Annotated in this window: 17 protein-coding genes and 1 riboswitch; of the genes, 11 read left to right on the forward strand and 6 right to left on the reverse strand. The window is 63.0% G+C overall.

Features of this window, described 5'->3' with window-relative positions; translation table 11 throughout:
- Window positions 1-450 precede the first annotated feature (450 nt).
- Both carB and AC72UB_RS03595 read right to left on the reverse strand, forming a co-directional pair.
- Complete coding sequence (carB, locus tag AC72UB_RS03590; RefSeq protein WP_505188551.1) at window positions 451-3,780, reverse strand: carbamoyl-phosphate synthase large subunit; 3,330 nt, start codon at window positions 3,778-3,780, stop codon at window positions 451-453.
- Between the two features lie 133 nt (window positions 3,781-3,913).
- On the reverse strand, window positions 3,914-4,264 hold the full coding sequence (locus tag AC72UB_RS03595; RefSeq protein ID WP_505188552.1) for a DUF3147 family protein: 351 nt from the start codon (window positions 4,262-4,264) through the stop codon (window positions 3,914-3,916).
- 114 nt (window positions 4,265-4,378) lie between these two features.
- Here AC72UB_RS03595 and AC72UB_RS03600 point away from each other — a divergent pair, with 114 nt between their 5' ends.
- Complete coding sequence (locus tag AC72UB_RS03600) at window positions 4,379-5,545, forward strand: aminodeoxychorismate synthase component I (RefSeq protein WP_505188553.1); 1,167 nt, start codon at window positions 4,379-4,381, stop codon at window positions 5,543-5,545.
- On the forward strand, window positions 5,503-6,123 hold the full coding sequence (locus AC72UB_RS03605; RefSeq protein WP_505188554.1) for an aminotransferase class IV: 621 nt from the start codon (window positions 5,503-5,505) through the stop codon (window positions 6,121-6,123). Before AC72UB_RS03600 ends, AC72UB_RS03605 begins: the two co-directional genes overlap by 43 nt.
- 74 nt (window positions 6,124-6,197) lie before the next feature.
- Here AC72UB_RS03605 and AC72UB_RS03610 read toward each other — a convergent pair whose 3' ends face one another.
- The gene (locus tag AC72UB_RS03610) at window positions 6,198-7,652 is read right to left on the reverse strand and encodes an MORN repeat-containing protein (RefSeq protein ID WP_505188555.1); all 1,455 of its coding nucleotides are present in this window, start codon (window positions 7,650-7,652) and stop codon (window positions 6,198-6,200) included.
- 112 nt (window positions 7,653-7,764) lie between these two features.
- Here AC72UB_RS03610 and AC72UB_RS03615 point away from each other — a divergent pair, with 112 nt between their 5' ends.
- Complete coding sequence (locus tag AC72UB_RS03615; RefSeq protein ID WP_505188556.1) at window positions 7,765-8,712, forward strand: class 1 fructose-bisphosphatase; 948 nt, start codon at window positions 7,765-7,767, stop codon at window positions 8,710-8,712.
- A gap of 68 nt (window positions 8,713-8,780) precedes the next feature.
- On the forward strand, window positions 8,781-10,439 hold the full coding sequence (locus AC72UB_RS03620; protein WP_505188557.1) for an NAD+ synthase: 1,659 nt from the start codon (window positions 8,781-8,783) through the stop codon (window positions 10,437-10,439).
- 149 nt (window positions 10,440-10,588) lie between these two features.
- Here AC72UB_RS03620 and AC72UB_RS03625 read toward each other — a convergent pair whose 3' ends face one another.
- A complete protein-coding gene (locus AC72UB_RS03625) occupies window positions 10,589-11,167 on the reverse strand; it encodes a hypothetical protein (RefSeq protein WP_505188558.1) in 579 nt (192 codons plus the stop codon).
- Window positions 11,168-11,430: 263 nt separating this feature from the next.
- Entirely contained in the window at window positions 11,431-11,841 is a 411-nt protein-coding gene (locus AC72UB_RS03630; RefSeq protein ID WP_505188559.1) for a metallopeptidase family protein, read from the reverse strand.
- 111 nt (window positions 11,842-11,952) lie between these two features.
- Here AC72UB_RS03630 and gltX point away from each other — a divergent pair, with 111 nt between their 5' ends.
- The gene (gltX, locus tag AC72UB_RS03635) at window positions 11,953-13,275 is read left to right on the forward strand and encodes a glutamate--tRNA ligase (RefSeq protein WP_505188560.1); all 1,323 of its coding nucleotides are present in this window, start codon (window positions 11,953-11,955) and stop codon (window positions 13,273-13,275) included.
- A 92-nt stretch (window positions 13,276-13,367) separates the two neighbouring features.
- The gene (locus AC72UB_RS03640; RefSeq protein WP_505188561.1) at window positions 13,368-14,729 is read left to right on the forward strand and encodes an MATE family efflux transporter; all 1,362 of its coding nucleotides are present in this window, start codon (window positions 13,368-13,370) and stop codon (window positions 14,727-14,729) included.
- Here AC72UB_RS03640 and AC72UB_RS03645 read toward each other — a convergent pair.
- Complete coding sequence (locus AC72UB_RS03645) at window positions 14,711-15,676, reverse strand: tetratricopeptide repeat protein (protein ID WP_505188562.1); 966 nt, start codon at window positions 15,674-15,676, stop codon at window positions 14,711-14,713. The two genes, AC72UB_RS03640 and AC72UB_RS03645, sit on opposite strands and share 19 nt — an antisense overlap.
- 147 nt (window positions 15,677-15,823) lie before the next feature.
- A riboswitch (glycine riboswitch) is annotated at window positions 15,824-15,913 on the forward strand.
- A 109-nt stretch (window positions 15,914-16,022) separates the two neighbouring features.
- On the opposite strand from AC72UB_RS03645, the gene gcvT reads away from it, so the two are divergent.
- From gcvT to AC72UB_RS03670, 5 genes are all read left to right on the forward strand, one after another.
- The gene (gcvT, locus tag AC72UB_RS03650; RefSeq protein ID WP_505188563.1) at window positions 16,023-17,171 is read left to right on the forward strand and encodes a glycine cleavage system aminomethyltransferase GcvT; all 1,149 of its coding nucleotides are present in this window, start codon (window positions 16,023-16,025) and stop codon (window positions 17,169-17,171) included.
- 11 nt (window positions 17,172-17,182) lie between these two features.
- Window positions 17,183-17,542, forward strand: a complete 360-nt coding sequence (gene gcvH, locus AC72UB_RS03655; protein ID WP_463289388.1) for a glycine cleavage system protein GcvH — start codon at window positions 17,183-17,185, stop codon at window positions 17,540-17,542.
- A 101-nt stretch (window positions 17,543-17,643) separates the two neighbouring features.
- Window positions 17,644-20,484, forward strand: coding sequence for an aminomethyl-transferring glycine dehydrogenase (gcvP, locus tag AC72UB_RS03660; RefSeq protein WP_505188564.1), 2,841 nt, complete (start codon window positions 17,644-17,646; stop codon window positions 20,482-20,484).
- Between the two features lie 228 nt (window positions 20,485-20,712).
- Window positions 20,713-21,417, forward strand: coding sequence for an AzlC family ABC transporter permease (locus AC72UB_RS03665; RefSeq protein ID WP_505188565.1), 705 nt, complete (start codon window positions 20,713-20,715; stop codon window positions 21,415-21,417).
- The gene (locus tag AC72UB_RS03670) at window positions 21,407-21,721 is read left to right on the forward strand and encodes an AzlD domain-containing protein (RefSeq protein ID WP_505188566.1); all 315 of its coding nucleotides are present in this window, start codon (window positions 21,407-21,409) and stop codon (window positions 21,719-21,721) included. Before AC72UB_RS03665 ends, AC72UB_RS03670 begins: the two co-directional genes overlap by 11 nt.
- Window positions 21,722-21,767: the final 46 nt, after the last annotated feature.

Genomic DNA, 21,767 nt, shown 5'->3' on the forward strand with positions numbered 1-21,767 from the left:
AATTCTGGGGAAGAACTGGCACCATAAAGCGCTTAGAACCAGCGTTGGCGCGCCGTCCCGAGGTCGGGCGCGGCCCTGTGGGGGAGCATGACGACCTTAGTTATTGCCCCTAGAAAGCTTGTCAAAGGCCTCTAAGGCGGCCCCCAAGACTATTCCAAAAACAAGCAGAGCTATAGATTTGTCGATGTATTGCCCGGTTGTCGCACCCACAAGATACCGCGAGGATAACTCGGCTCGCGTTTGCGGATCATCAATGAGTGCGATGCCGAAAGCCAATACAGTGCCGATGGCTCCGAACAAAAATGATGCCCAGGCAATGATCCAAGCTAGTCTTGTGAACATGCTTTATACCCAATCAGTTCTTCCCCCGCCCGCGAAAGCGTTCGCGGGCGTTCGGGACTGAAAACGCTCCACTGGAGCGTTTTCTCCCCGGCAAGCCGGGGCCGTCCCTCACCCCTGAAGCGTTCTCACCCCATAGCCCTCACCCCGGGCCTTCAGCGCAGCGACAACCGCGATGCTGGCGGCGGCGGTGGTGAAGTAGGGGATCTTGTCCATCAGCGCGACCCGGCGGATGTCGCGGCTGTCGGACACCGCTTGCGTGCCTTCGGTGGTGTTCATCACCAGCGCGATGTCGTTATTCTTCAGCCGGTCAACGATGTTCGGGCGGCCTTCCCAGACCTTGTTGACCTGCGTCGCGGCGATGCCTTCTGCGGTCAGCCATGTGGCGGTGCCTTTGGTGGCGACCAGTTCAAACCCAAGCGCGATTAGATCACGCAAGGCGGCGGCGAAGGTCGGGGTCTTGTCCATGTCCTTGATCGACACAAAGACGCGGCCGGTTTCCGGCAGCACCACGCCTGCCCCCATCTGCGCCTTGAGGAAAGCGAGGGGGAAGGTGCGGTCCCAGCCCATCACCTCACCGGTGGAGCGCATTTCCGGGCCAAGCACCGGGTCAACGCCGGGGAAACGGGCAAAGGGCAGCACAGCCTCTTTGACGCTGAACCAAGGCGTGATCGGATCGGCGAGCGTGTGGGGATCGGCCAGCGGCAAGGCGCTGTCGGGGCCAACGCCTGCGGGGTAGGGCGCGCGATTGGGGAAGTTCGTCAACGGCTCACCCGCCATCAGCCGGGCGGCGATGGAGGCAATGGCGCTGTCGGTGGCCTTGGCGACGAAGGGCACGGTGCGTGATGCACGCGGGTTCACTTCCAGCACGTAGATCACACCGTCCTTGATCGCGAATTGCACGTTCATCAGGCCAACGACGTTCAAGGCACGGGCCATGACGATGGTCTGGCGTTTCAGCTCTTCCACGATCTTGGCCGAGAGCTGGTGCGGCGGCAGGCAGCAGGCACTGTCGCCCGAATGGACACCGGCCTCTTCGATATGTTCCATAATGCCTGCGACATGGACGTTTTTCCCGTCCGACAGGGCGTCAACGTCCACCTCGACCGCGCCCGAAAGGTAGCTGTCCAGAAGCACCGGGCTGTCGCCCGAGACCTGCACGGCGGTGGTGATATAGCGTTCCAGCTGCGCATCATCACGCACGATTTCCATCGCCCGGCCACCCAGCACGAACGACGGGCGGATGACCAAGGGGTAGCCCACGTCCTTGGCCACCGCAAAAGCCTCATCCCGCGACCGGGCGGTGCCGTTGTGGGGCTGGCGCAGGTTCAACGATTGCAACAGGCCCTGGAACCGCTCGCGGTCTTCGGCCAGGTCAATGGCGTCTGGGGTGGTGCCAAGGATCGGGATACCTTCGGCATGAAGCGCATTGGCCAGTTTCAGGGGCGTCTGCCCGCCGAACTGCACGATCACGCCGTGAAGGGTGCCGTTCTCCTGCTCGACCCGCAGGATTTCCAGAACGTGTTCCAGCGTCAGCGGTTCGAAGTACAAACGGTCCGAGGTGTCATAGTCGGTCGAAACCGTCTCGGGGTTGCAGTTGACCATGATCGTTTCATAGCCCGCCGCGGTCAGCGCATAGCAGGCATGGCAGCAGCAATAGTCAAACTCGATCCCCTGACCAATCCGGTTCGGGCCGCCGCCCAGAATGACAACCTTTTTGGCATTCGACGGGCGGGCTTCACATTCCACATCGCCCATCGCGGTGGCTTCATAGGTGGAATACATATAGGGGGTCTGGGCCTCGAACTCGGCCGCGCAAGTGTCGATGCGTTTGAAGACAGCCGTGACGCCCAGATTGCGCCGTGCGCGGCGGACTTGGGCCTCCTCCCGGCCGGTCAGCTTGGCCAGACGGGCATCGGTAAAGCCCATCATCTTCAATTTGCGCAGACCGGCGGCGGTGACGGGCAGGCCCGCTTTGCGCACGTCTGCCTCGGTGTCGATGATCTCGCGAATGCGGTTCAGGAACCACGGGTCAAAGGCGGTGGCGGCGATGATTTCGTCATTGGTCAGGCCAAAGCGCATGGCTTGGGCGATGACGCGCAGCCGGTCGGGCGTGGCATCGCCCAGCGCCTTCATGATCGACGCCTTGTCGGGCGCGCCGGGAATGGCGATTTCGTCAAAGCCGGTCAGGCCGGTTTCCAACGATGCCAGCGCCTTTTGCAGGGATTCGTGGATGGTGCGGCCAATCGCCATCGCCTCGCCCACCGATTTCATGGCGGTGGTCAGATTGGGAATGGAGCCGGGGAATTTTTCAAAGGCAAAGCGCGGGATTTTGGTCACGACGTAGTCAATCGACGGCTCAAAGCTGGCCGGGGTGACCTTGGTGATGTCGTTGTCCAACTCATCCAGCGTATAGCCGACGGCGAGTTTGGCGGCGACCTTGGCGATCGGGAAACCCGTGGCCTTCGACGCGAGCGCCGAAGAGCGGCTGACGCGCGGGTTCATCTCGATCACGACCATGCGGCCATCGGCAGGGTTGATCGCCCATTGCACGTTGGAGCCGCCGGTTTCCACCCCGATCTCGCGCAGCACGGCAATCGAGCCGTTGCGCATGATCTGGTATTCCTTGTCGGTCAGGGTCAGCGCCGGGGCGACGGTAATCGAGTCGCCAGTGTGCACGCCCATCGGGTCGATGTTTTCGATGGAACAGACGATGATGGCATTGTCGGCCTTGTCGCGGACAACCTCCATCTCGAACTCTTTCCAGCCGAGGAGGGATTCATCGACCAGAACCTGCGCCACGGGGCTGGCTTCAAGGCCTGATTTGATGATCGCCTCATAGTCGTCGCGGTTATAGGCCACGCCGCCGCCGGTGCCGCCCATGGTAAAGGCGGGGCGGATGATGGCGGGCAGGCCGACATAGTCGAGCGTGGCAATCGCCTCGCGGATGCCGGCGGCAATGTCGAATTTGCCTGAGGGCAGTTTGGGGGCGGCGATGATGGTGGCCTTGGGGTTTTCAAGCCCGATGCGGTCCATCGCCTCGCGGAAGAGTTTGCGGTCTTCGGCCATTTCAATGGCCTCGCGCTTGGCGCCGATCAGCTCGACGTTGAACTTTTCCAGCACACCCATGTCAGCCAGCGCCAGCGCCGTGTTCAACCCGGTTTGCCCGCCCATGGTGGGCAGCAAAGCGTCGGGGCGTTCTTTTTCGATGATCTTGGCGACGACTTCGGGGGTGATCGGTTCGATGTAGGTGGCATCGGCCAAGCCCGGATCGGTCATGATGGTTGCAGGGTTCGAGTTCACCAGAATAACCCGGTACCCCTCTTCGCGCAGCGCCTTGCAGGCTTGGGCGCCCGAGTAGTCAAACTCGCAGGCCTGACCGATGACGATGGGGCCGGCGCCAATGATCATAATCGACTGGATGTCGGTTCTTTTTGGCATGGCGGCCCCCTTGGGTTTTGGCAAATTGTCGGGGGTTATAGACAGCGCGCGCCGGTGTGCAAGGGGATTCGGGGCCGATCCAGATCGCAGGACAGATCGTCAAATCTTGGCGCAAGGCTGGGGGCGGACGCGCCTAGAGTTTCAGGCCAAAACGAGGGCCAATCCACACCATCGCTAGGTAAAGGGCGATGGTTAACGCGCACCCTGCCAAAAGCGAGGGCCAAAAGCCCCATCCAGCCCGCAGCATCGCAGGTATGGTGAAGAACATCGGGATCGACGGCGCCAGAAACCAGATCGTGCCGATGGAATGGCTGGCCAGACGTTCGACATCTCGGGTGTCGTGCCACAGCCAGATCATCGACAGCACGGACACCAGTGGCAGCGAGACGATCAACGCCCCAAGACCGGGAAAGCGACGGGCCGTTTCAGAGGCCAGCGCGATCAGAATGCCCGAGATGGCGGCCTTGAGGATGAGATAGCTCATGGCATCAAGCTTGGCGCTTTGAATGGCCCTTGGTCAAGCCAACACGTCGCAAAATGTGGCAAAGGTGGCGGCGGGGCTCTGGTCAGCGGGCGGGCTTCGGCTTAGCTAAGGGGCATGCAAACGCGATCGCCTCAGGGTCAGGAACAGATATTGGTTGAAGACGGCCCCGGGGGCCGTCCGGCCTTGTTCCGGGCTGCGCAGGCCGTTCTGGTGGCGCAGACGGGGGCCGAGGTTCCGGCACTCTTGGCCGCACTGGACGACGCGAGGTCAAAGGGCTTCTATGTCGCAGGCTATCTGTCTTATGAGGCAGGCTATGCCTTGGAGCCGAAGCTTGCCGCGCAAGAGCCTGAGGGCGGTGGGCCGCGCGCGGTGTTCGGGGTGTTTGCCGGGCCCGAGGATGCGACAGCCCTTCTAGACACGGCTGCGGCCGAGGCGCGCGGCGTTCAGATTGCGCCGGTCGAGCCGATGATCAGCCGCTCTGCCTATGACGCGGCGATGGCGCGGGTGATGGGCTATATCGGGTCGGGCGATTGCTATCAGATCAACCTGACCTTTCCGATGCAGACCCGGCTTTTGCAGGGCAGCGCTTTGGGCCTTTATGGGGCCTTGCGCGCGCGCCAAGCGGTGGGGCGGGGCGCTTTTGTTGACTTGGGCGCGGGGCCGGTGCTGGTGTCGCGCAGCCCCGAGCTTTTCATCAATGTGACGGCCGCAGGCCGGATTGAGGCGCGCCCGATGAAGGGCACCGCGCCGCGTGATGCCGATCCGGTGCGTGATGGCGAGTTGGCTGAAGAGCTGCGCGCGAGCGAAAAGGGGCAGGCAGAAAACCTGATGATCGTGGATCTGCTGCGCAACGACATTTCGCGCGTGGCCAAGGTGGGCAGCGTCAAGGTGCCCAAGCTTTTTGCCGTGGAGACCTATGCCACCTTGCATCAGATGGTCTCGACCGTGGTCGGTGATCTCGTCGAGGCCCCGTCGATGGCGGGGGTGATGACGGCGCTCTTTCCCTGTGGGTCGATCACCGGGGCGCCGAAGATCCGCGCGATGGAGATCATCCGCGAGGTGGAGCCTTTCGCGCGCGGTGCCTATTGCGGGGCGATCGGCTGGATGGCGCCGGATGGCGCGGCCAGTTTCAATGTGGCCATCCGCACCTTGTCGGTGACGGGGCAGGAGATTGTGCTGAATGTCGGCGGTGGCGTCGTGCAAGACAGCACGGCAAGCGGCGAATGGGAGGAGGCCTTGTGGAAAGCGCGTTACGTGCAGGGGCTGGTGCGCCGGGACTAAGGCTGATCGAGACGCTGCGGGCGGATTCGACGCCTGCGCGGCTGGTCCTGCACCGGGCGCGCATGGCGCGCGGGGCGGCGGCCTTGGGCTGGGGGTTTGACGCGGCGGGGTTTGACGCTGCGGTTGACGTCGATCCGGCCGCCGGTTTGCGGCTGCGGCTGACGCTGGATGCGGCGGGCCAGTTTGATATCACGCAAGCCGCCTTGCCGGAGAGCCGGTCTGAATGGCGCTTGGCGCGGGCCGGGGCACCGCTTTTGTCCACCGATCCGTGGCTGACCGTCAAATCCACCAACCGCGCCGCCTATGACAGTGCCCGCGCTGCCCTACCCGAGGGGATTGACGAGGTGGTCTTCGTCAACGAGCGCGGCGAGCTGTGTGACGGGTCGATCACCACGCTGTTCTTTGACCGCGGGCAGGGGATGCGGACACCGCCCCTGTCCTCTGGGCTGTTGCCCGGGGTGCTGCGCGCCGAACTTGGGTGCCCGGAAGAGGTGCTTTTGGCGCAGGACCTGCCCCATGTGCGGCTGTGGGTGGGCAATGCCTTGCGTGGGCTGATCGGGGCGGTTTGGGTGGGATGAGCCTTTGAGCGCAGCTCGCTTGGCCAGGGGCGGGCGCCTCCGGCGGGAGTATTTGGGGCCAAGATGAAAGCCGCTTAGGGTGTCGTTGTGGCTGCGGGTTCGGCGGGAGGGGGCGCGGCAAGCGGGGCGGTGAGCACGCCGTTCTCCCAGATACCTTCGGAGATTTCGCCTGTTTTGTAGGTCAGCTTGCCCGGGCCTTGCCGTTTGCCCTTGGCAAAGCCGCCTTCATAGATGTCGCCGGTCGGGTAGGTGGCTTTGCCGATGCCGTGCATCTCGCCCTCAAGCCAGTCGCCGTCGTAGATAAAGCCGTCGGGCTGGGTCAATATGCCCTTGCCGTGGCGTTGGTCGGATTTGAAGCTGCCCTCATAAGTGGTTCCATCGGCCCAGGTTGCCTTGCCGCGTCCTTCACGCTGGCCCGCTTTCCAGCCGCCGTCATAGCTGTAGCCATCGGCATAGGTCATGACACCCTGACCCTGAGGCTGGCCCTTCAGCAAGGCCCCGGTGTAGCTGGTGCCATTGGCATGGGTGAGGACGCCGCGTCCGGTTATTTGCCCCGCGCTCCACTGGCCCTCATAGCTGGCGCCATCGGGATAGGTGATCTTGCCTGTGCCTTCGGGCAGGTCGGCCTTGAAGCTGCCTTGATAGACCGCGCCACTGGGATAGGTCATCTGGCCGATGCCCTCCATCTGGCCCTTGACCCAAGCCCCTTGATAGCGGCTGCCATCGGCGCCGGTAAACTTGCCCTGTCCTTGCCGCTGGTCGGCGGTAAAGCTGCCCTCATAGACTGAGCCGTCGGCATAGGTGACCCGGCCTTCGCCGTTGCGGATGCCGTCGGTGAAGCTGCCCTCATAGACATCGCCCGAGGGTTGGGTCAGCTTGCCGGTGCCGTTGATCTGGCCGGCCTGCCACTGGCCCACATAGGTCAGCCCGTCGGGCAGGGTCAGCGTGCCGCTACCTTCGCGCTGGTCAGCCTTGAAGTCGCCGGTAAAGACCGCGCCGTCAGCGTAGCTGAGGCGCCCTTTGCCGTCTTTCAGCCCGTTGAGCCAGGTGCCTTCGTAGACAAGGCCGCGACCATCGCGGTAGGTGCCAGTGCCGTGGTGCTTGCCCGAGAGAAACTCGCCCTCGTAGCTCGACCCATCGGCATAGGCGGCGCGGCCCGTGCCGGTGATTTCGCCCGCGGTCCACTGACCTTCATAGCTGCCGCCATCGGCATAGGTGATCTTGCCCTGCCCGTCAGGCTTTCCCGCCACAAAGCGCCCTTCATAGACCGAGCCGTTGGGATAGCGCGCGCGGCCATTGCCTTCGATCTGGCCCTTGACCCATTCGCCTTCGTACTCAAAGCCTGAAGGCAGCCGATAGGTGCCGATCCCGTCCTGCAGGCCGTCCTTGAAGGTGCCCTCATAGACCGAGCCATCGTTATACTGCTTGGTGATCACCTCGCCATCGGCTTGGGCGAGCATCAGGGTCGGGAGGCCTGCGAGGGTGAGGGCAAGCATCGCTGCGGGGATAAACTGGCCAAGCTGCCGCATAACTGCGCCTTTTCACGAAAAAACTGCCCGGCGGACAGTAGGTGTGCGGCAAGGCTCTGGCAAGCGCCGAAGGATCGCGGCATCTAGGGGCGTTGCGAAAGGATCCCCGTCGATGCCCGTCTTTCCCTTGGCCCATGTGCCCCTCGCGCTGCAACCTTTGATGCAGGCTCTTGCTGAGGCGGCGATTGCCCTTGCGGCGCGGATTGCCCGCAACGGGGTGGAGGAACATCTGGGGGCGGCGGCGGGCACCAATAGCGATGGCGATTCGCAAAAGGCGCTGGATGTGATCGCGGACCAGTTGTTCTTGCAGGCCGCCCAGGCAGGGGGCGTGCGCCACTACGCCTCGGAAGAGCAGGAGGAGGTGGTTGACCTTGGCGCAGGTGGCTGGGCTTTGGCGATTGATCCCTTGGATGGGTCGTCCAACATTGACACCAATGTGTCGGTGGGGACGATCTTTTCGGTCTATCCCGCCGCGCCCAGCCCGGAGGCCAGTTTCCGGCGCCCGGTGGCCGAGCAAATCGGCGCGGGTTATGTGATTTACGGCCCGCAGGTGGCGCTGGTCTGTTCCTTTGGGGCAGGGGTGCAGCGCTATGTGCTGGACCCGGTGGCCGGGGCGTTCGTATTGGCCGACCCTGCCGCGACCTTGCCGGTTGAAGCGGCGGAGTTTGCCATCAATGCCTCGAACTATCGGCATTGGCCGGAGCCTGTGCGCGCCTATGTCGATGAATGTCTGGCGGGCACCGAGGGGCCGCGGGGCAAAAATTTCAACATGCGCTGGATCGCCTCATTGGTGGCCGAAGCGCATCGGATCTTTGTTCGGGGTGGGGTGTTTCTCTATCCGGCGGATCAGCGCAAGGGGTATGAGGCGGGGCGGCTCAGGCTTTTGTATGAATGTGCGCCGATCGCCTTTCTGGCGGTGCAGGCGGGCGGCGGGGCCACCGATGGGCAGCGCGAGATCTTGGGTCTGACGCCGACCTCCTTGCATCAGCGCGTGCCCTTTGTCTTTGGTAGCCGTGCCAAGGTGGATCGGGTGGCCGCGCATTTTCAGGGCAAGGTCTGAGGGGGGCGGACCTTTCCTCTGGCCGCGAACCTGCTAAACCCTTTGATGTGCCCGAACGGATTGTCCCCATGTCCCAGACCTTTCGCCTGACCCTTGCCCAGTTGAACCCCACGGTCGGGGCGATTGAGGCCAACATCGCGCTGGCGCTCGAGGCTTGGGGGCAGGGCCGGGCGGCGGGCGCGCAGATGGTGGCGCTGACCGAGATGTTCGTCACGGGCTATCAGACGCAGGATCTGATCCTTAAGCCCGCCTTTGCCGCCCATGCCGAACGGGCGGTGGCGGACCTTGCCCGGCAGATTGTCGATGGTCCTGCGCTGGGTATTGGCGGCCCGCTGACCCGCGATGGGCAGCTTTACAACGCCTATTACATCCTTGAGGGCGGCAAGATTGCGGCAACCGTGCTGAAGCACGAATTGCCCAATGACGGGGTCTTTGACGAAAAGCGCCTGTTCGCCAGCGCGCCCTTGCAGGGCCCCTATCGCGTGGGGCCGCTGCGCATCGGCTCGCCCATTTGCGAGGACGCTTGGCACGCAGATGTGTCCGAGACGCTGGCCGAAAGCGGGGCGGAGATCTTGTTGGTGCCCAATGGCTCCCCTTATCACCGGGGCAAGCCCAGCGTGCGGACGAACCTGATGGTGGCACGGGTGATTGAGACCGGCTTGCCCTTGGTCTACCTGAACATGATCGGGGGCCAAGACGACCAGGTGTTTGACGGCGCGTCGTTTGTGCTGAACCCCGGTGGGGCTTTGGCGGTGCAGATGCCGCAATTTCTGCCGTCGATCACCCATGTCGATTTTGAGGAAACGGCGGATGGCTGGCGCGCGAAGCCCGGATTGATGGAGACGCTGCCCCGCATTGTAGAGGCCGATTATCACGCGATGGTCATGGGCACGCGGGATTATCTGGCGAAATGCGGCTTCAAGAAGGTGCTTTTGGGCCTGTCGGGGGGCGTTGATTCCGCGCTGGTGGCGGCGATTGCTGCCGATGCGATTGGCGCTGAGAACGTGCGCTGCGTGATGTTGCCGTCGCGGTTTACCTCACTTGGGTCCTTGGAAGATGCGGCCGGAGTAGCCCGGGCCTTGGGCACGCGGTTGGACACGGTGCCGATTTCGGGCCCGCAAGAGGCGGTGGGCGGCGCCTTGGCCGAGTTGTTCACGGGCACCACGCCGGGGATCACCGAAGAGAACATCCAAAGCCGGTTGCGCGGTGTCTTGTTGATGGCCTTGTCGAACAAGTTCGGAGAGATGCTGTTGACCACCGGCAACAAGTCGGAAATGGCCGTGGGCTATTGCACGATCTATGGCGACATGAACGGCGGCTATAACCCGCTGAAAGATCTATATAAAACCCGTGTGTTCGAAACCTGCCGCTGGCGGAATGAGAACCACCGTCCTTGGATGCAGGGGCCTTCGGGCGTGGTCATTCCGCCCCGTGTGATTGACAAGCCACCTTCAGCGGAACTGCGCGACAACCAGAAAGACCAAGACAGCCTGCCGCCCTATGAGGTCTTGGATGACATCTTGGATGGGCTGATTGAACGCGAGCTGTCGGTGGCTGAGATCGTGGCCAAGGGCCATGACCGGGAGATCGTCAAGAAGGTGGAGCACTTGCTTTACATCAGCGAATACAAGCGCTTCCAATCCGCGCCCGGCACACGGCTGACCAAAAAGGCGCTGTGGCTGGATCGGCGCTATCCGATGGCGATGCGCTGGCGGGATGAAACCTAAGGTCAGATGGGCGACAGGGTGACCTGCGGCAAAAGGCGGTCAACGTCTGCTGCCCGGCTCAGCGCAGCTTTTCGCCCGCCGCAAACCACGCGACATGGGTGGCTTCATCCCAGGCGCGGTTGAGCGTCAGGATCGGCTGCTTGCGCCCTTCACTCGACGAATTCGACGGTGTTTTCAAACGTGCCGATCTTGGCGGAATTCTTATCGCGCAGCGTGGTTTGCAAGATATACCGCCCCGGCGCGATGCCTTCGAGGTTATAGGTCAGATTGGCCTGAAACTCGCGGTTCGGATAGCGTGAGACCAGGTCCAACTCGGTCAGGTTCTGCAGGTCGGCCAAGATCTCGCCCATTTCGGTCATCACCTTGAGATCGACGAAAAAGCCGATGGAATACAGGCCTTGGCCGGGGCTGCCATAGCCAAAGCCCATGGGTTCGGCATAGATCAAGACTGGCTCGCCCAGCTTGTAGCTCTCGGTCGCACGCGGGTTGTAGATGCCGTATCCCGAGGCGGGTTCGGCCAAAAGCACCGTCTCACCAATCGCAAGGCCTGTGCTGGCATCCCAAGCCGCGCCGAAAAGATCGCGCGCGGCAGCAATCGCGCCCTTGTCGTCGCCTGCGCTGAGCAGGGCCTCAACCTCAGCCGCCTTGTCGGTCAGGGGCCCCGCCGTGGCAGGGAGTGGGGCAAGGGCGACAAGAGCAATCGTGAACAGCGCGCGGGCAGACGTCATGAGTAGGTCCTTGGTCACATGCCGGGTCAGGCGGGGCCATGATAGCGGCAGCGGGGTGCTGCGGCCAAGTGGGAAGATTCCCTTGCGCTTTTTCGCGCAAGATAGCAGTCTTGGTTGCCATTTTTCGCATTTTGCCCAACTGAGAAGAGCGCGAATGGCTTGCGGAGTGGGGCAGAACGGAACCAGTGGCCTTTCGCTGTGCATGTCGCGAACCGGGGCAAGCCATGTGGGCGCCGGTGGAGGGGATCCACTCGGTGGTGGGCTTACTCCCACCACGGGTCAATGGTGGCGATGTCCTCATCGGACCAGCCGAAGTGATGGGCAAATTCATGCACCACCACATGGGTAACCAGATCCGCCAGACCGATATCGCCGCGTTCCACCCATTCTTCCAAAATGGCACGACGAAAAAGCCAGACCGTATCGGGCTGTTGCGGTTGATCCGACACTGACTTTTCGGTCAGGGGGATGCCTTCATAGAGGCCGGTCAGGTCATAGGGGCTGTCGATGCCCATCGCCTCAAGCATGTCGTCGGGGGCGAAATCCACCACCTGCAGCGCCACTTGCAAGGCGGCCGCCCGATGGGGTTCCGGCAAGGCCAGAACCGCGTCACGGGCGAGGGCCTCGATCAGCTCAAGCGGAGGGGCGATGCTATTGGGGGCGGGCAGGGTCATGGGGGATAGATAGCGACGGCGCAAGGGCAGGGGAAGGGCCAACGGCGCTGGGCCAAACTGGACAATGGCTTTGCCTTGTGACAGGGAAGGGCGGCACTAGGAGCCGCATCCATGACCGTCACCCGTTTCGCCCCCTCGCCCACTGGATACATCCACGTTGGCAATCTGCGCACCGCGCTGATGAACTATCTGATTGCCCGACAGACCGGCGGCACTTTCATTTTGCGGCTGGATGACACCGATCAAGAGCGGTCAAAGCAGGAATACATCGACGGGTTGATCGAGGATCTGGCTTGGCTTGGCATAAAGTATGACCGGATTGAACAGCAGTCGAAGCGCATGGCGCGCTATGCCGAAGCGGCCGAGCAGCTGAAGGCTGCGGGGCGGTTTTACGAGTGCTTTGAGACGCCGGTGGAACTGGACCTTAAGCGCAAGAAACTGCTGAACATGGGCAAGCCGCCGGTTTATGACCGGGCAAGCTTGCATCTGACCGAAGATCAGAAGGCCGCTTACCGCGCCGAGGGGCGGCAGGGCTATTGGCGGTTCCGTCTGGATATCGAACGCATCGAATGGAAAGACGGGATCATCGGTGACATCTCGATCGATGCGGGGTCGGTCAGCGATCCGGTCTTGATCAAGGCGGATGGGCAGGTTTTGTATACCTTTGCCTCGTCGGTCGATGATGTGGACATGGGGGTCACGCATATCGTGCGCGGGGCGGACCATGTGACCAACACCGCGACACAAATCCAGATCATGAAGGCCTTGGGTGGCACGCCGCCCACCTTTGCACATCACAGCCTGTTGACCGGGCCGGGGGGCGAGGAATTGTCCAAACGGCTGGGCACGCTGTCACTGCGCGATCTGCGCGCGCGCGGGGTGGAGCCGATGGCGCTTCTCAGCCTGATGGCGCGGCTTGGGTCTTCGAAGCCGGTGGAACTGGCCGCATCGATGCAGGATCTTGTCGATGGGTTTGATGTCGGCAGCTTTGGTGCCGCGCCGACCAAGTTTGATGCCGAAGATTTGTTCCCCTTGACCCGCCAGCATGTGCAAAGCCTGCCCTTCGAGGCCGTTAAGGCGCGGATCGCGGCACTTGGCGTGCCGGGCGAAAAGGCGGACCTGTTCTGGTCGGTGGCTAAGGGCAATATCACCGTGCTGGCCGATCTGGCCGAATGGTGGGCCTTGTTCCGCGATGGGGCGACACCGCTTGTCGCCGATGAGGACCGCGAGTTTGTCGCCGCGGCTTTGGCCATGTTGCCGGCCCAGCCCTGGAGCCAAGCCACTTGGGGCGACTGGACCACAGCGGTGAAAGAGGCGACGGGCCGCAAGGGCAAGGGGCTGTTCATGCCCCTGCGCAAAGCGTTGACGGGCCGCGAGAATGGCCCCGAGATGGCCGATGTGATGCCGCTTTTGGCACGGCGACCCAGCCTGTGACGCGCTGAGCCGTCCGGGGGACTTTGCGTCCCCCGGGCCCCCTGCAGAGTATTTCAAAAGGCGCAAGACCAAGGCGTGTTGCGGGGTGAATCATGGCGGGCGCAGGCATACAATCGAGACCTCAGGCGAAGTTCGTCGAGGGAAATCTGTTCCGGCATATCACGGTGATGTCGCTGACCGCCTCGGTCGGATTGATGGCGATTTTCGCGGTCGATCTGATGAACATGGTGTTCATCTCTTGGCTGCAGGATGAAGAGATCACCGCCGCCGTGGGCTATGCCGGGGCGATTTTGTTTTTCACCACGGCCTTTGGCATCGGTCTTTCGATTGCCGTCTCGGCCCTTGTGGCGCGGGCGGTGGGGATGCGCGATCTGGCCTTGGCGCGGCAAAAGGCGACCAATGGGCTGATCCTTGGCATCATAATCGGGGTAGTGTTTTCGGCGGTGGTCTGGGTGTTTTTGCCGCAGATCGTGGCGCTCTTGGGGGCCACCGGGCGCACGGCGGAGTGGGCGGTGCATTTTCTGGCGATTGTCACCCCGGCGCAGCCCTTTTTGATGGTGGGGATGATCGGTGGGGCGATCCTGCGCAGCCATGGTGATGCGCGCCGGGCGATGATGGCCACGATTGTCGGGGCCTTGGTCAATGCGGTGATCGACCCGGTCCTGATCTTCTCGCTGGATCTGGGGTTGACGGGGGCGGCGATTGCCTCGGTCATCAGCCGGGTGGTGATTGCCGCTATGGCGCTGTTGCCGATCATCCGGCATTACGGCGGCTTTGATCGGCCGACGGTGAGTGGCCTTCAGGCCGATGCGGGCGCGGTCTTTGGCATCGCAGGACCCGCGATCCTGACCCAGCTTGCCACGCCGACTGGGCAGGCGATTGTCACCCGGATGGTGGCTGGTTACGGCGAGGCCGCCGTGGCGGGTATGGCCATTTCGGGGCGGCTGACGCCGGTCGCGCTGGGGGTGATCTTTGCCATGTCGGGGGCTGTCGGGCCGATCATCGGGCAGAACTATGGGGCGGGCCGGATGGACCGGGTGCGGCGCGCCTTTTGGGATGCGCTGATTTTTGCCGCCCTTGTTGTCGCCATCTCGGCGGCGATCCTTTTTGTTTTGCGCGCGCCGATTGCGGATCTCTTTCATGCCGAGGGGCTGACACGGGACCTACTGTATCTGTTCTGTGGCCCGCTGTGCCTTTTGTTCTTTTTCAACGGCGCTATTTTTGTGGCCACATCGGCCTGCAACAATCTGGGCGCGCCTTTGGCCTCGACCGCCATCAACTGGGGTCGCCATACCCTTGGCACGGTGCCCTTTGCGCTTTGGCTTGGTGGGATTTGGGGGGCCGAGGGGGTGCTGATTGGTCAGGCCGCCGGTGGGGTGGTGTTTGGCCTGTTGGGGATCTGGGTGGGGCTGCGCAGCATTGACCGCGCGGCGCTTCAGCCCGCGCTGAAGTGATCGATCAGGGGTTTGAGATAGGGTTCAAAGCCGCGCCATTTGCCGGTTGAGCCCTGATAAATTCCCGCGCGCGCATCCTCACGCGCCCCGACCAGACCAAAGGTGAGCAGGATCCGGTCCGCGGGTCTTTGTACGCGGGCGTAGTGCGCCTGCATCTTCGCAATCAGCGGATCGCCGGGGGCAACATCGATGGCGCGGGCTTGGTCGAACGCGCCGGCGGTCAGCTCGGCGCTGCCAAGCTCGTTCAAGGCGCGTTCATGGCGTGGGTCCAAGGTGACGGCGGCGGCAAAGGCCGCGCGCGCTTCGTCAAAGCGTTGGGCGGCGAATAGGGCGCGACCAAGTTCGAAGCGGATGTCGGCGGCCTTGGGTTGCTCGCTGGCCATCGCTTCCAACAGCGTGACCGCCTGCAAGGGAAGCCCATCTTCGACCAGCGCCAGCGCGAGGGCGGCTTTAGCCGGGGTCAGGGCCGGATGATGGGCCAGCGTGGCGCGGGCAAGGGTGACAGCCTCGGCCGATTGGCCCGACAGGCGTAGGGCGATGGAGAGGTTGGTGCCCGCCTCGGGGCTTTTCGGGTCACGCTTGAGCGCGATGCGCAAGGGCGCTAGGGCGGCCTCTGGCAGGCCCAGTTCCAACATGAGGCTGCCCAGAAACCCGTTGGCCAAAGGGCTGAACGGATTGAGCAAAATCGCCACCTGCGCCTCTTCGGCGGTGGGGCCTGGGCCGGTCTGGGCGCGCAGCCGCAACAGGCGCTGCAAATGGGCGGGGCCAAAGGGGCGTGCGGACAGGCCAGTGCGGGCAGATTGCACCTCGGCCAGTTGGGTGAGCAGGCGGGCGTTGCCGGGAAACCGTTTCAACTCGGGCAGGATCGCGCGCGAGGCCGCCACAGGATCGCCCGCCTTCAGCGCGGCCTTGGCCGCCTTGATCGCGTTATCGACCGCTGTGCTCATTGCGCCAAATTCCTTAAGACTATGGGAGTGGACCCTATTCTCAGCACGTGCTGGCTTCAAGTCATGGGTTTTCCGCCTGTCGCAAAACGATGGCATACCGTCGCATTCTTTTCACTGGACAGGCTTTGCCACCTGTGGCTAGCTTAGGGTGTCAGTTCGGGAGAATCCGGGGAAAGCCCGGTGCCGAAGGAGCAACCGCCCCGGTAAACTCTCAGGCGCAAGGACCGTTCTGGCAATTGGACTCTGGAGAGTGGCGCGATGTGCGCCCGCCGAAGGGATAACGATCTCAGGCGCGGGAAACCGCAAGGACAGAGGGGGCACCGAGGGCAGGGGAACTGCCGGAACGGTGCCGGTTTGCGTTTTTCCGGCGGAAAGTGGGGCGGCTTTGGCCGAGGATTTGCGGTTATTGGGTCTGAATGACCTGCATGTCGCGCTGGGTGGCAAGATGGTGCCTTTCGCGGGCTATTCCATGCCCGTGCAATACCCAATGGGGGTGATGAAAGAGCATCTGCACACCCGTGCGGCGGCGGGGCTGTTTGATGTGAGCCACATGGGGCAGGTGATCTTACGCCCGAAGGGCGCTTATGAGGACACCGCGCGCGCGTTCGAGGCGTTGATGCCGGTGGATGTTTTGGGGGTAAAGCCGGGGCGGCAACGCTATGGGCTGTTCACCAACGCGGAAGGTGGGATCCTTGATGATCTGATGTTCGCCAACCGGGGCGACCATATGTTCGTGGTGGTCAATGCTGCCTGCAAAGCGGCCGACATCGCCCATATGCAGACGCATCTGACGGGCGTTTGCGAGGTGATCCCGATCACCGACCGCGCGCTTTTGGCGCTGCAAGGGCCGCAGGCCGAGGCCGCCTTGGCGCGGCTGGTGCCGGAGGTGGTGGCGATGCGTTTCATGGATGTGGGCGTGTTCGGTGACCTGTGGGTCAGCCGGTCGGGCTATACCGGCGAGGATGGGTTCGAGATGTCCCTACCGATGGCGCAGGCAGAAGCCTTTGCCGTCAGCTTGCTGGATATGCCCGAGGTCATGCCCATCGGCCTTGGCGCACGCGACAGCTTGCGGCTGGAGGCGGGGCTTTGCCTCTATGGTCATGACATCGACAGCACAACCAGCCCGGTCGAGGCAGGGCTGAGTTGGACCATTCAAAAGGCCCGCCGGACGGGCGGCGCGCGCGCAGGTGGTTTTCCGGGGGCCACGCGCATTCTGCGCGAACTCGCCGAAGGACCGTCGCGGCTGCGGGTGGGTCTGCGGCCCGAAGGGCGCGCACCGATGCGCGAGGAGACCGCGCTTTATGATGGTGAGCGGCTTTTGGGCGCGGTCACCTCGGGCGGCTTTGGCCCCAGCGTCGAGGCCCCGATCGCCATGGGCTATGTGCCCCGCGCAAACGCGGACATCGGCACCAAACTGGACGGCGAGGTGCGCGGCAAGCGGCTGCCGGTGACAGTGGCCGCCCTGCCTTTTCAACCCACAACTTACAAACGTTGAGGACCCAAGCGATGAAATACACCAAGGAACATGAATGGCTGCGCGTTGAGGGCGATCTTGTGGTGGTTGGCATCACGGAACATGCCGCCACCGCGCTGGGCGATGTGGTTTTTGTCGAACTGCCAGAGCCTGAAACTGTGGTCGCCGAGGGCGACGAGGTTTCCGTCATCGAAAGCGTCAAGGCCGCGTCCGATATTCTGGCCCCGGTGGATGGCGAGATTGTCGCGGTCAACGAAAAGCTGACCGACAGCCCAGCCCTAGTGAACGAGGATCCCTTGGGCGCGGGCTGGTTCTTCAAGATGCGTCTGGATGACCTCTCGGTGCTGGATCAGTTCATGGACGAAGACGAGTACAACGATCTGATCGCCTAACCGGTACCGCCGGAGTTTGGCACAAACTCCGGCCAAAATTCTTCGCAGAATTTTGCTGGGCGGTGGGCGCCCGGCAGTGTCCCATTGCAAGAGGCAAGGCCATGACCTTCACGCCAACCGCTTATGATCCTTATGATTTCGCGAACCGCCGTCACATCGGCCCCTCGCCCTCGGAAATGGTCGAGATGCTGAAGGTGGTGGGGGTGCCTTCGCTCGATGCACTTATCGACGAAACCGTCCCAGCCTCGATCCGCCAATCGATCCCGCTTGGTTGGGCCCCCTTGTCGGAACATGAACTGCTGGCCCGGATGCGCCGGGTTGCGGGGCGCAACAAGGTGCTGACCTCGTTGATCGGGCAGGGCTATTATGGCACGGTGACGCCGCCTGCGATCCAGCGGAATATCTTGGAAAATCCGGCTTGGTACACGGCCTATACCCCCTATCAGCCCGAGATTGCCCAAGGTCGCCTAGAGGCTTTGCTGAACTATCAGACCATGGTGGCCGACCTCACGGGCCTTGAGATTGCCAATGCCAGTCTTTTGGACGAGGCGACGGCAGCGGCCGAAGCCATGACCATGGCTGAGCGGGTGGCAAAATCGAAGGCGCGCGCGTTTTTCGTGGATGAAAACTGCCATCCGCAGACCATTGGCGTGATCCAGACCCGCGCTTTGCCTTTGGGGATTGAGGTGATCGTAGGTGCGCCCGAGGATCTGAAGCCCGAGACTGTCTTTGGTGCGATTTTTCAGTATCCCGGCACTTGGGGCCATGTGCGTGACCTGACCGGCGAGATCGCCGCCCTGCACGCGGCCAAGGCTGTGGCGGTGGTGGCAACCGATCTTCTGGCGCTGACCATGCTCAAGGAGCCCGGCGCGATGGGGGCTGACATCGCCATCGGCTCCTCGCAGCGGTTCGGCGTGCCGATGGGCTATGGCGGCCCGCACGCCGCGTTCTTCGCCTGCAAGGACGAGCACAAGCGCAATATGCCGGGGCGGATCGTGGGCGTCTCCATCGATGTCCGTGGCAACAAGGCCTACCGTTTGGCGTTGCAAACCCGCGAGCAGCATATCCGGCGCGAAAAGGCCACGTCGAACGTCTGCACGGCGCAGGCTTTGCTGGCCGTCATGGCCAGTTTCTACGCCGTTTTCCACGGCCCCCTCGGCTTGCGCGCGATTGCGGAGCGGGTTCACAGCCTGACCGTCCGTCTGGCCAAAGCCTTGCGCGATGCTGGTGCGACCCTGCCGCCAAAGGCGTTTTTCGACACGATCACGGTGGAGGTTGGGGTGGGCCAAGCCGGGATCCTCGCGGCTGGGCGGCTGGAAGGGTTGAACTTCCGGAAGGTTGGCCCCCATCACATCGGGATTTCGCTGGACGAGACCAGCGACGAGGATGTGCTGCGCCGTGTCTTGCGCGCCTTTGGCATTTCGGATGCGCCACCTGCGAGTGCGGAACTGGGCTTCCCTGAAGAGATGCTGCGCACATCGGATTACCTGACCCATCCGGTATTCCACATGAACCGCGCGGAATCCGAGATGATGCGCTACATGCGCCGGCTATCTGACCGCGATTTGGCGCTGGACCGGGCGATGATCCCCTTGGGGTCATGCACCATGAAGCTGAATGCCGCAGCCGAGATGATGCCGATTACCTGGCCCGAGTTTGGGGCGCTGCACCCGTTTGTGCCCGCCGATCAGGCGCTGGGCTATCGTGAAGCGATTGAGGATCTGACGGCAAAGCTGTGCGAGATCACCGGCTATGACGCGTTTTCGATGCAGCCCAATTCTGGCGCGCAGGGGGAATATGCGGGGCTTCTGACCATCCTCGCCTATCACCGGTCGCGGGGGGAGCATGACCGCAAGGTGTGCCTTATTCCGGTTTCGGCGCATGGAACCAACCCGGCCAGTGCCCAGATGGCCGGGATGGAGGTGGTGGTTGTGAAATCCATGCCAAATGGGGACGTTGACCTTGAGGACTTCCGCGAAAAGGCGGCGGCGGCGGGCCACCGTCTCGCGGCTTGCATGATCACCTATCCTTCCACCCATGGTGTGTTTGAGGAGACGGTGAAAGAGGTTTGCAAGATTACCCATGACCATGGCGGCCAAGTCTATATCGACGGGGCGAACATGAACGCGCTGGTCGGTCTGGTAAAGCCGGGTGAAATTGGCGGCGATGTCAGCCACCTTAACCTGCACAAGACCTTTGCCATCCCGCATGGCGGTGGCGGGCCGGGGATGGGGCCGATCGGGGTGGGGGCGCATTTGGCGCCTTACCTTCCAGGGCATCCCGAGACAGGCGGCGAGGAAGGGCCGGTAAGCGCCGCGCCTTATGGCTCGGCTTCCATCTTGCTGATCTCCTGGGCCTATTGCCTGATGATGGGGGGCGAAGGGCTGACGCAGGCAACGCGGGTCGCAATCCTGAACGCCAATTACATCGCCAGCCGCTTGAAGGGGCAGTATCCGATCCTCTTCATGGGCAACAAGGGCAGGGTGGCGCATGAATGCATTCTGGACACCCGCCCCTTTGCCGAATTTGGCGTCACGGTGGATGATATTGCCAAGCGGTTGATTGACAATGGGTTTCATGCGCCAACGATGTCATGGCCGGTTGCGGGCACCCTGATGGTGGAACCGACGGAAAGCGAGACCAAGGCCGAGATTGACCGCTTTATCACCGCCCTTCTGGCGATCCGCGAGGAAATCCGGGCGGTGGAGCGCGGCGAGACCTCTGCCGAAGACAGCCCCTTGCGCCATGCGCCCCATACGGTGAATGACCTTGTCGCCGAATGGGACCGGAACTACAGCCGCGAGCAGGGCTGCTTCCCACCCGGGGCTTTCCGTGTCGATAAATACTGGCCACCCGTGGGCCGCGTCGACAATGTCTGGGGCGACCGCAACCTGACCTGTATCTGCCCGCCCGTCGAAAGCTATATGGAGGCGGCCGAGTAACGCAGACCTCCTCGGACGCGCTTTGCGCTTCTCGTCGGCGGCACCTTGCGACCCTGCAGGGCGCCTCTGTTATGCGTCGCATTTGGATATTTGGACCACGTTGAAGGCCTTCAATGCGGCGCAAATATCCTGGGGGGTGAGGGCCGCAGGCCCGAGGGGGGCGACGCCCCCCTTTTCCTGCGCGGGGGGCTTGTCACGGCGGCACGGATCGGACAGCTTCGCGCGACCATGCAGGACACAAACACGAGCTTCCCCCAAGGCCTGATCGCCGGATTGCCCATCGTGCTGGGCTATTTCCCCATTGCCTTTGCCTTTGGTGTTGCCGCCACCGGACAGGGGCTTTCGCCGCTTGAGGCGTTTGGCCTGTCGCTGATCATCTATGCCGGGGCGGCGCAGTTCTTGGCTTTGGCGCTGATCACCAGCGGTGCGCCTTTGCTGGTGGCGGCCTTCACGCTTGTCGCCATGAACCTGCGCCACGTGCTTTATGGGCCGGCCTTAATGAAGCGCGCCGGGCCTGCGGCGAGCCGGCGGCACGCTTGGGCTTGGGCTTTCGGGCTGACGGATGAAGTCTTCGGCGCGGCACTCGGCCAATTGGCGCGCGGGCGGCGGTTTTCCGAGCCCTTCATGTTCGGCTTGGGTCTTGCCGCCTATGCCAGCTGGCTGGCGGGGACGGCGCTGGGGGCCTATGCCGGAGCTGGGGCTTTGGCGGGCTGGCCGGTCCTTGAGGCGGCGTTGGGGTTCATGCTGCCGGCCTTGTTCCTTGCGCTCTTGCTATCAATCCTGTCACGGGCGCAGATCCCGGTCATCGTGGTCGCAGCCGTGGCCACTGTGGTTGTCAGCCTTGCATGGTCCGGCACGGCGGGCATCTTGGCAGGCATGGTGGCGGGGGCGGTGGCCGGTGTTCTGGGCCTAGGAGGGCGAGATGCGGGCTGAGATTTTGACCCTCGCGCTGATTGTTGGCGCCTTCACTTGGGCCTTTCGCTATTTCCCGACCCGCGCGGATCTGTCTGCCATGCCGCAAGGGGGGCCGCTGTCGCGGTTTCTCAGCGCCACCGGCCCGGCCGCGATTGCCACACTCTTTACCGCATCGGTCTTGCCCTATCTGCAAGGCAGCGTACCGGTTCCTTTGATCCTGGGCACCGTGTCGGTCTTGGTTACTTATGCCGTCAGTCGGTCTGTTGTCGGGGCGACGATGGCGGGGTCGGCTGGCTATGGGCTGGGTGTTTGGATGACATAGGTCAACACGCCTCTGTGGCAGGCGCGCTAGAGTGCTTGGGTAAGCA

Source organism: Allotabrizicola aquatica (SeqCode) (assembly GCF_965194375.1).
Taxonomy (GTDB): Bacteria; Pseudomonadota; Alphaproteobacteria; order Rhodobacterales; family Rhodobacteraceae; genus Tabrizicola_A; species Tabrizicola_A aquatica.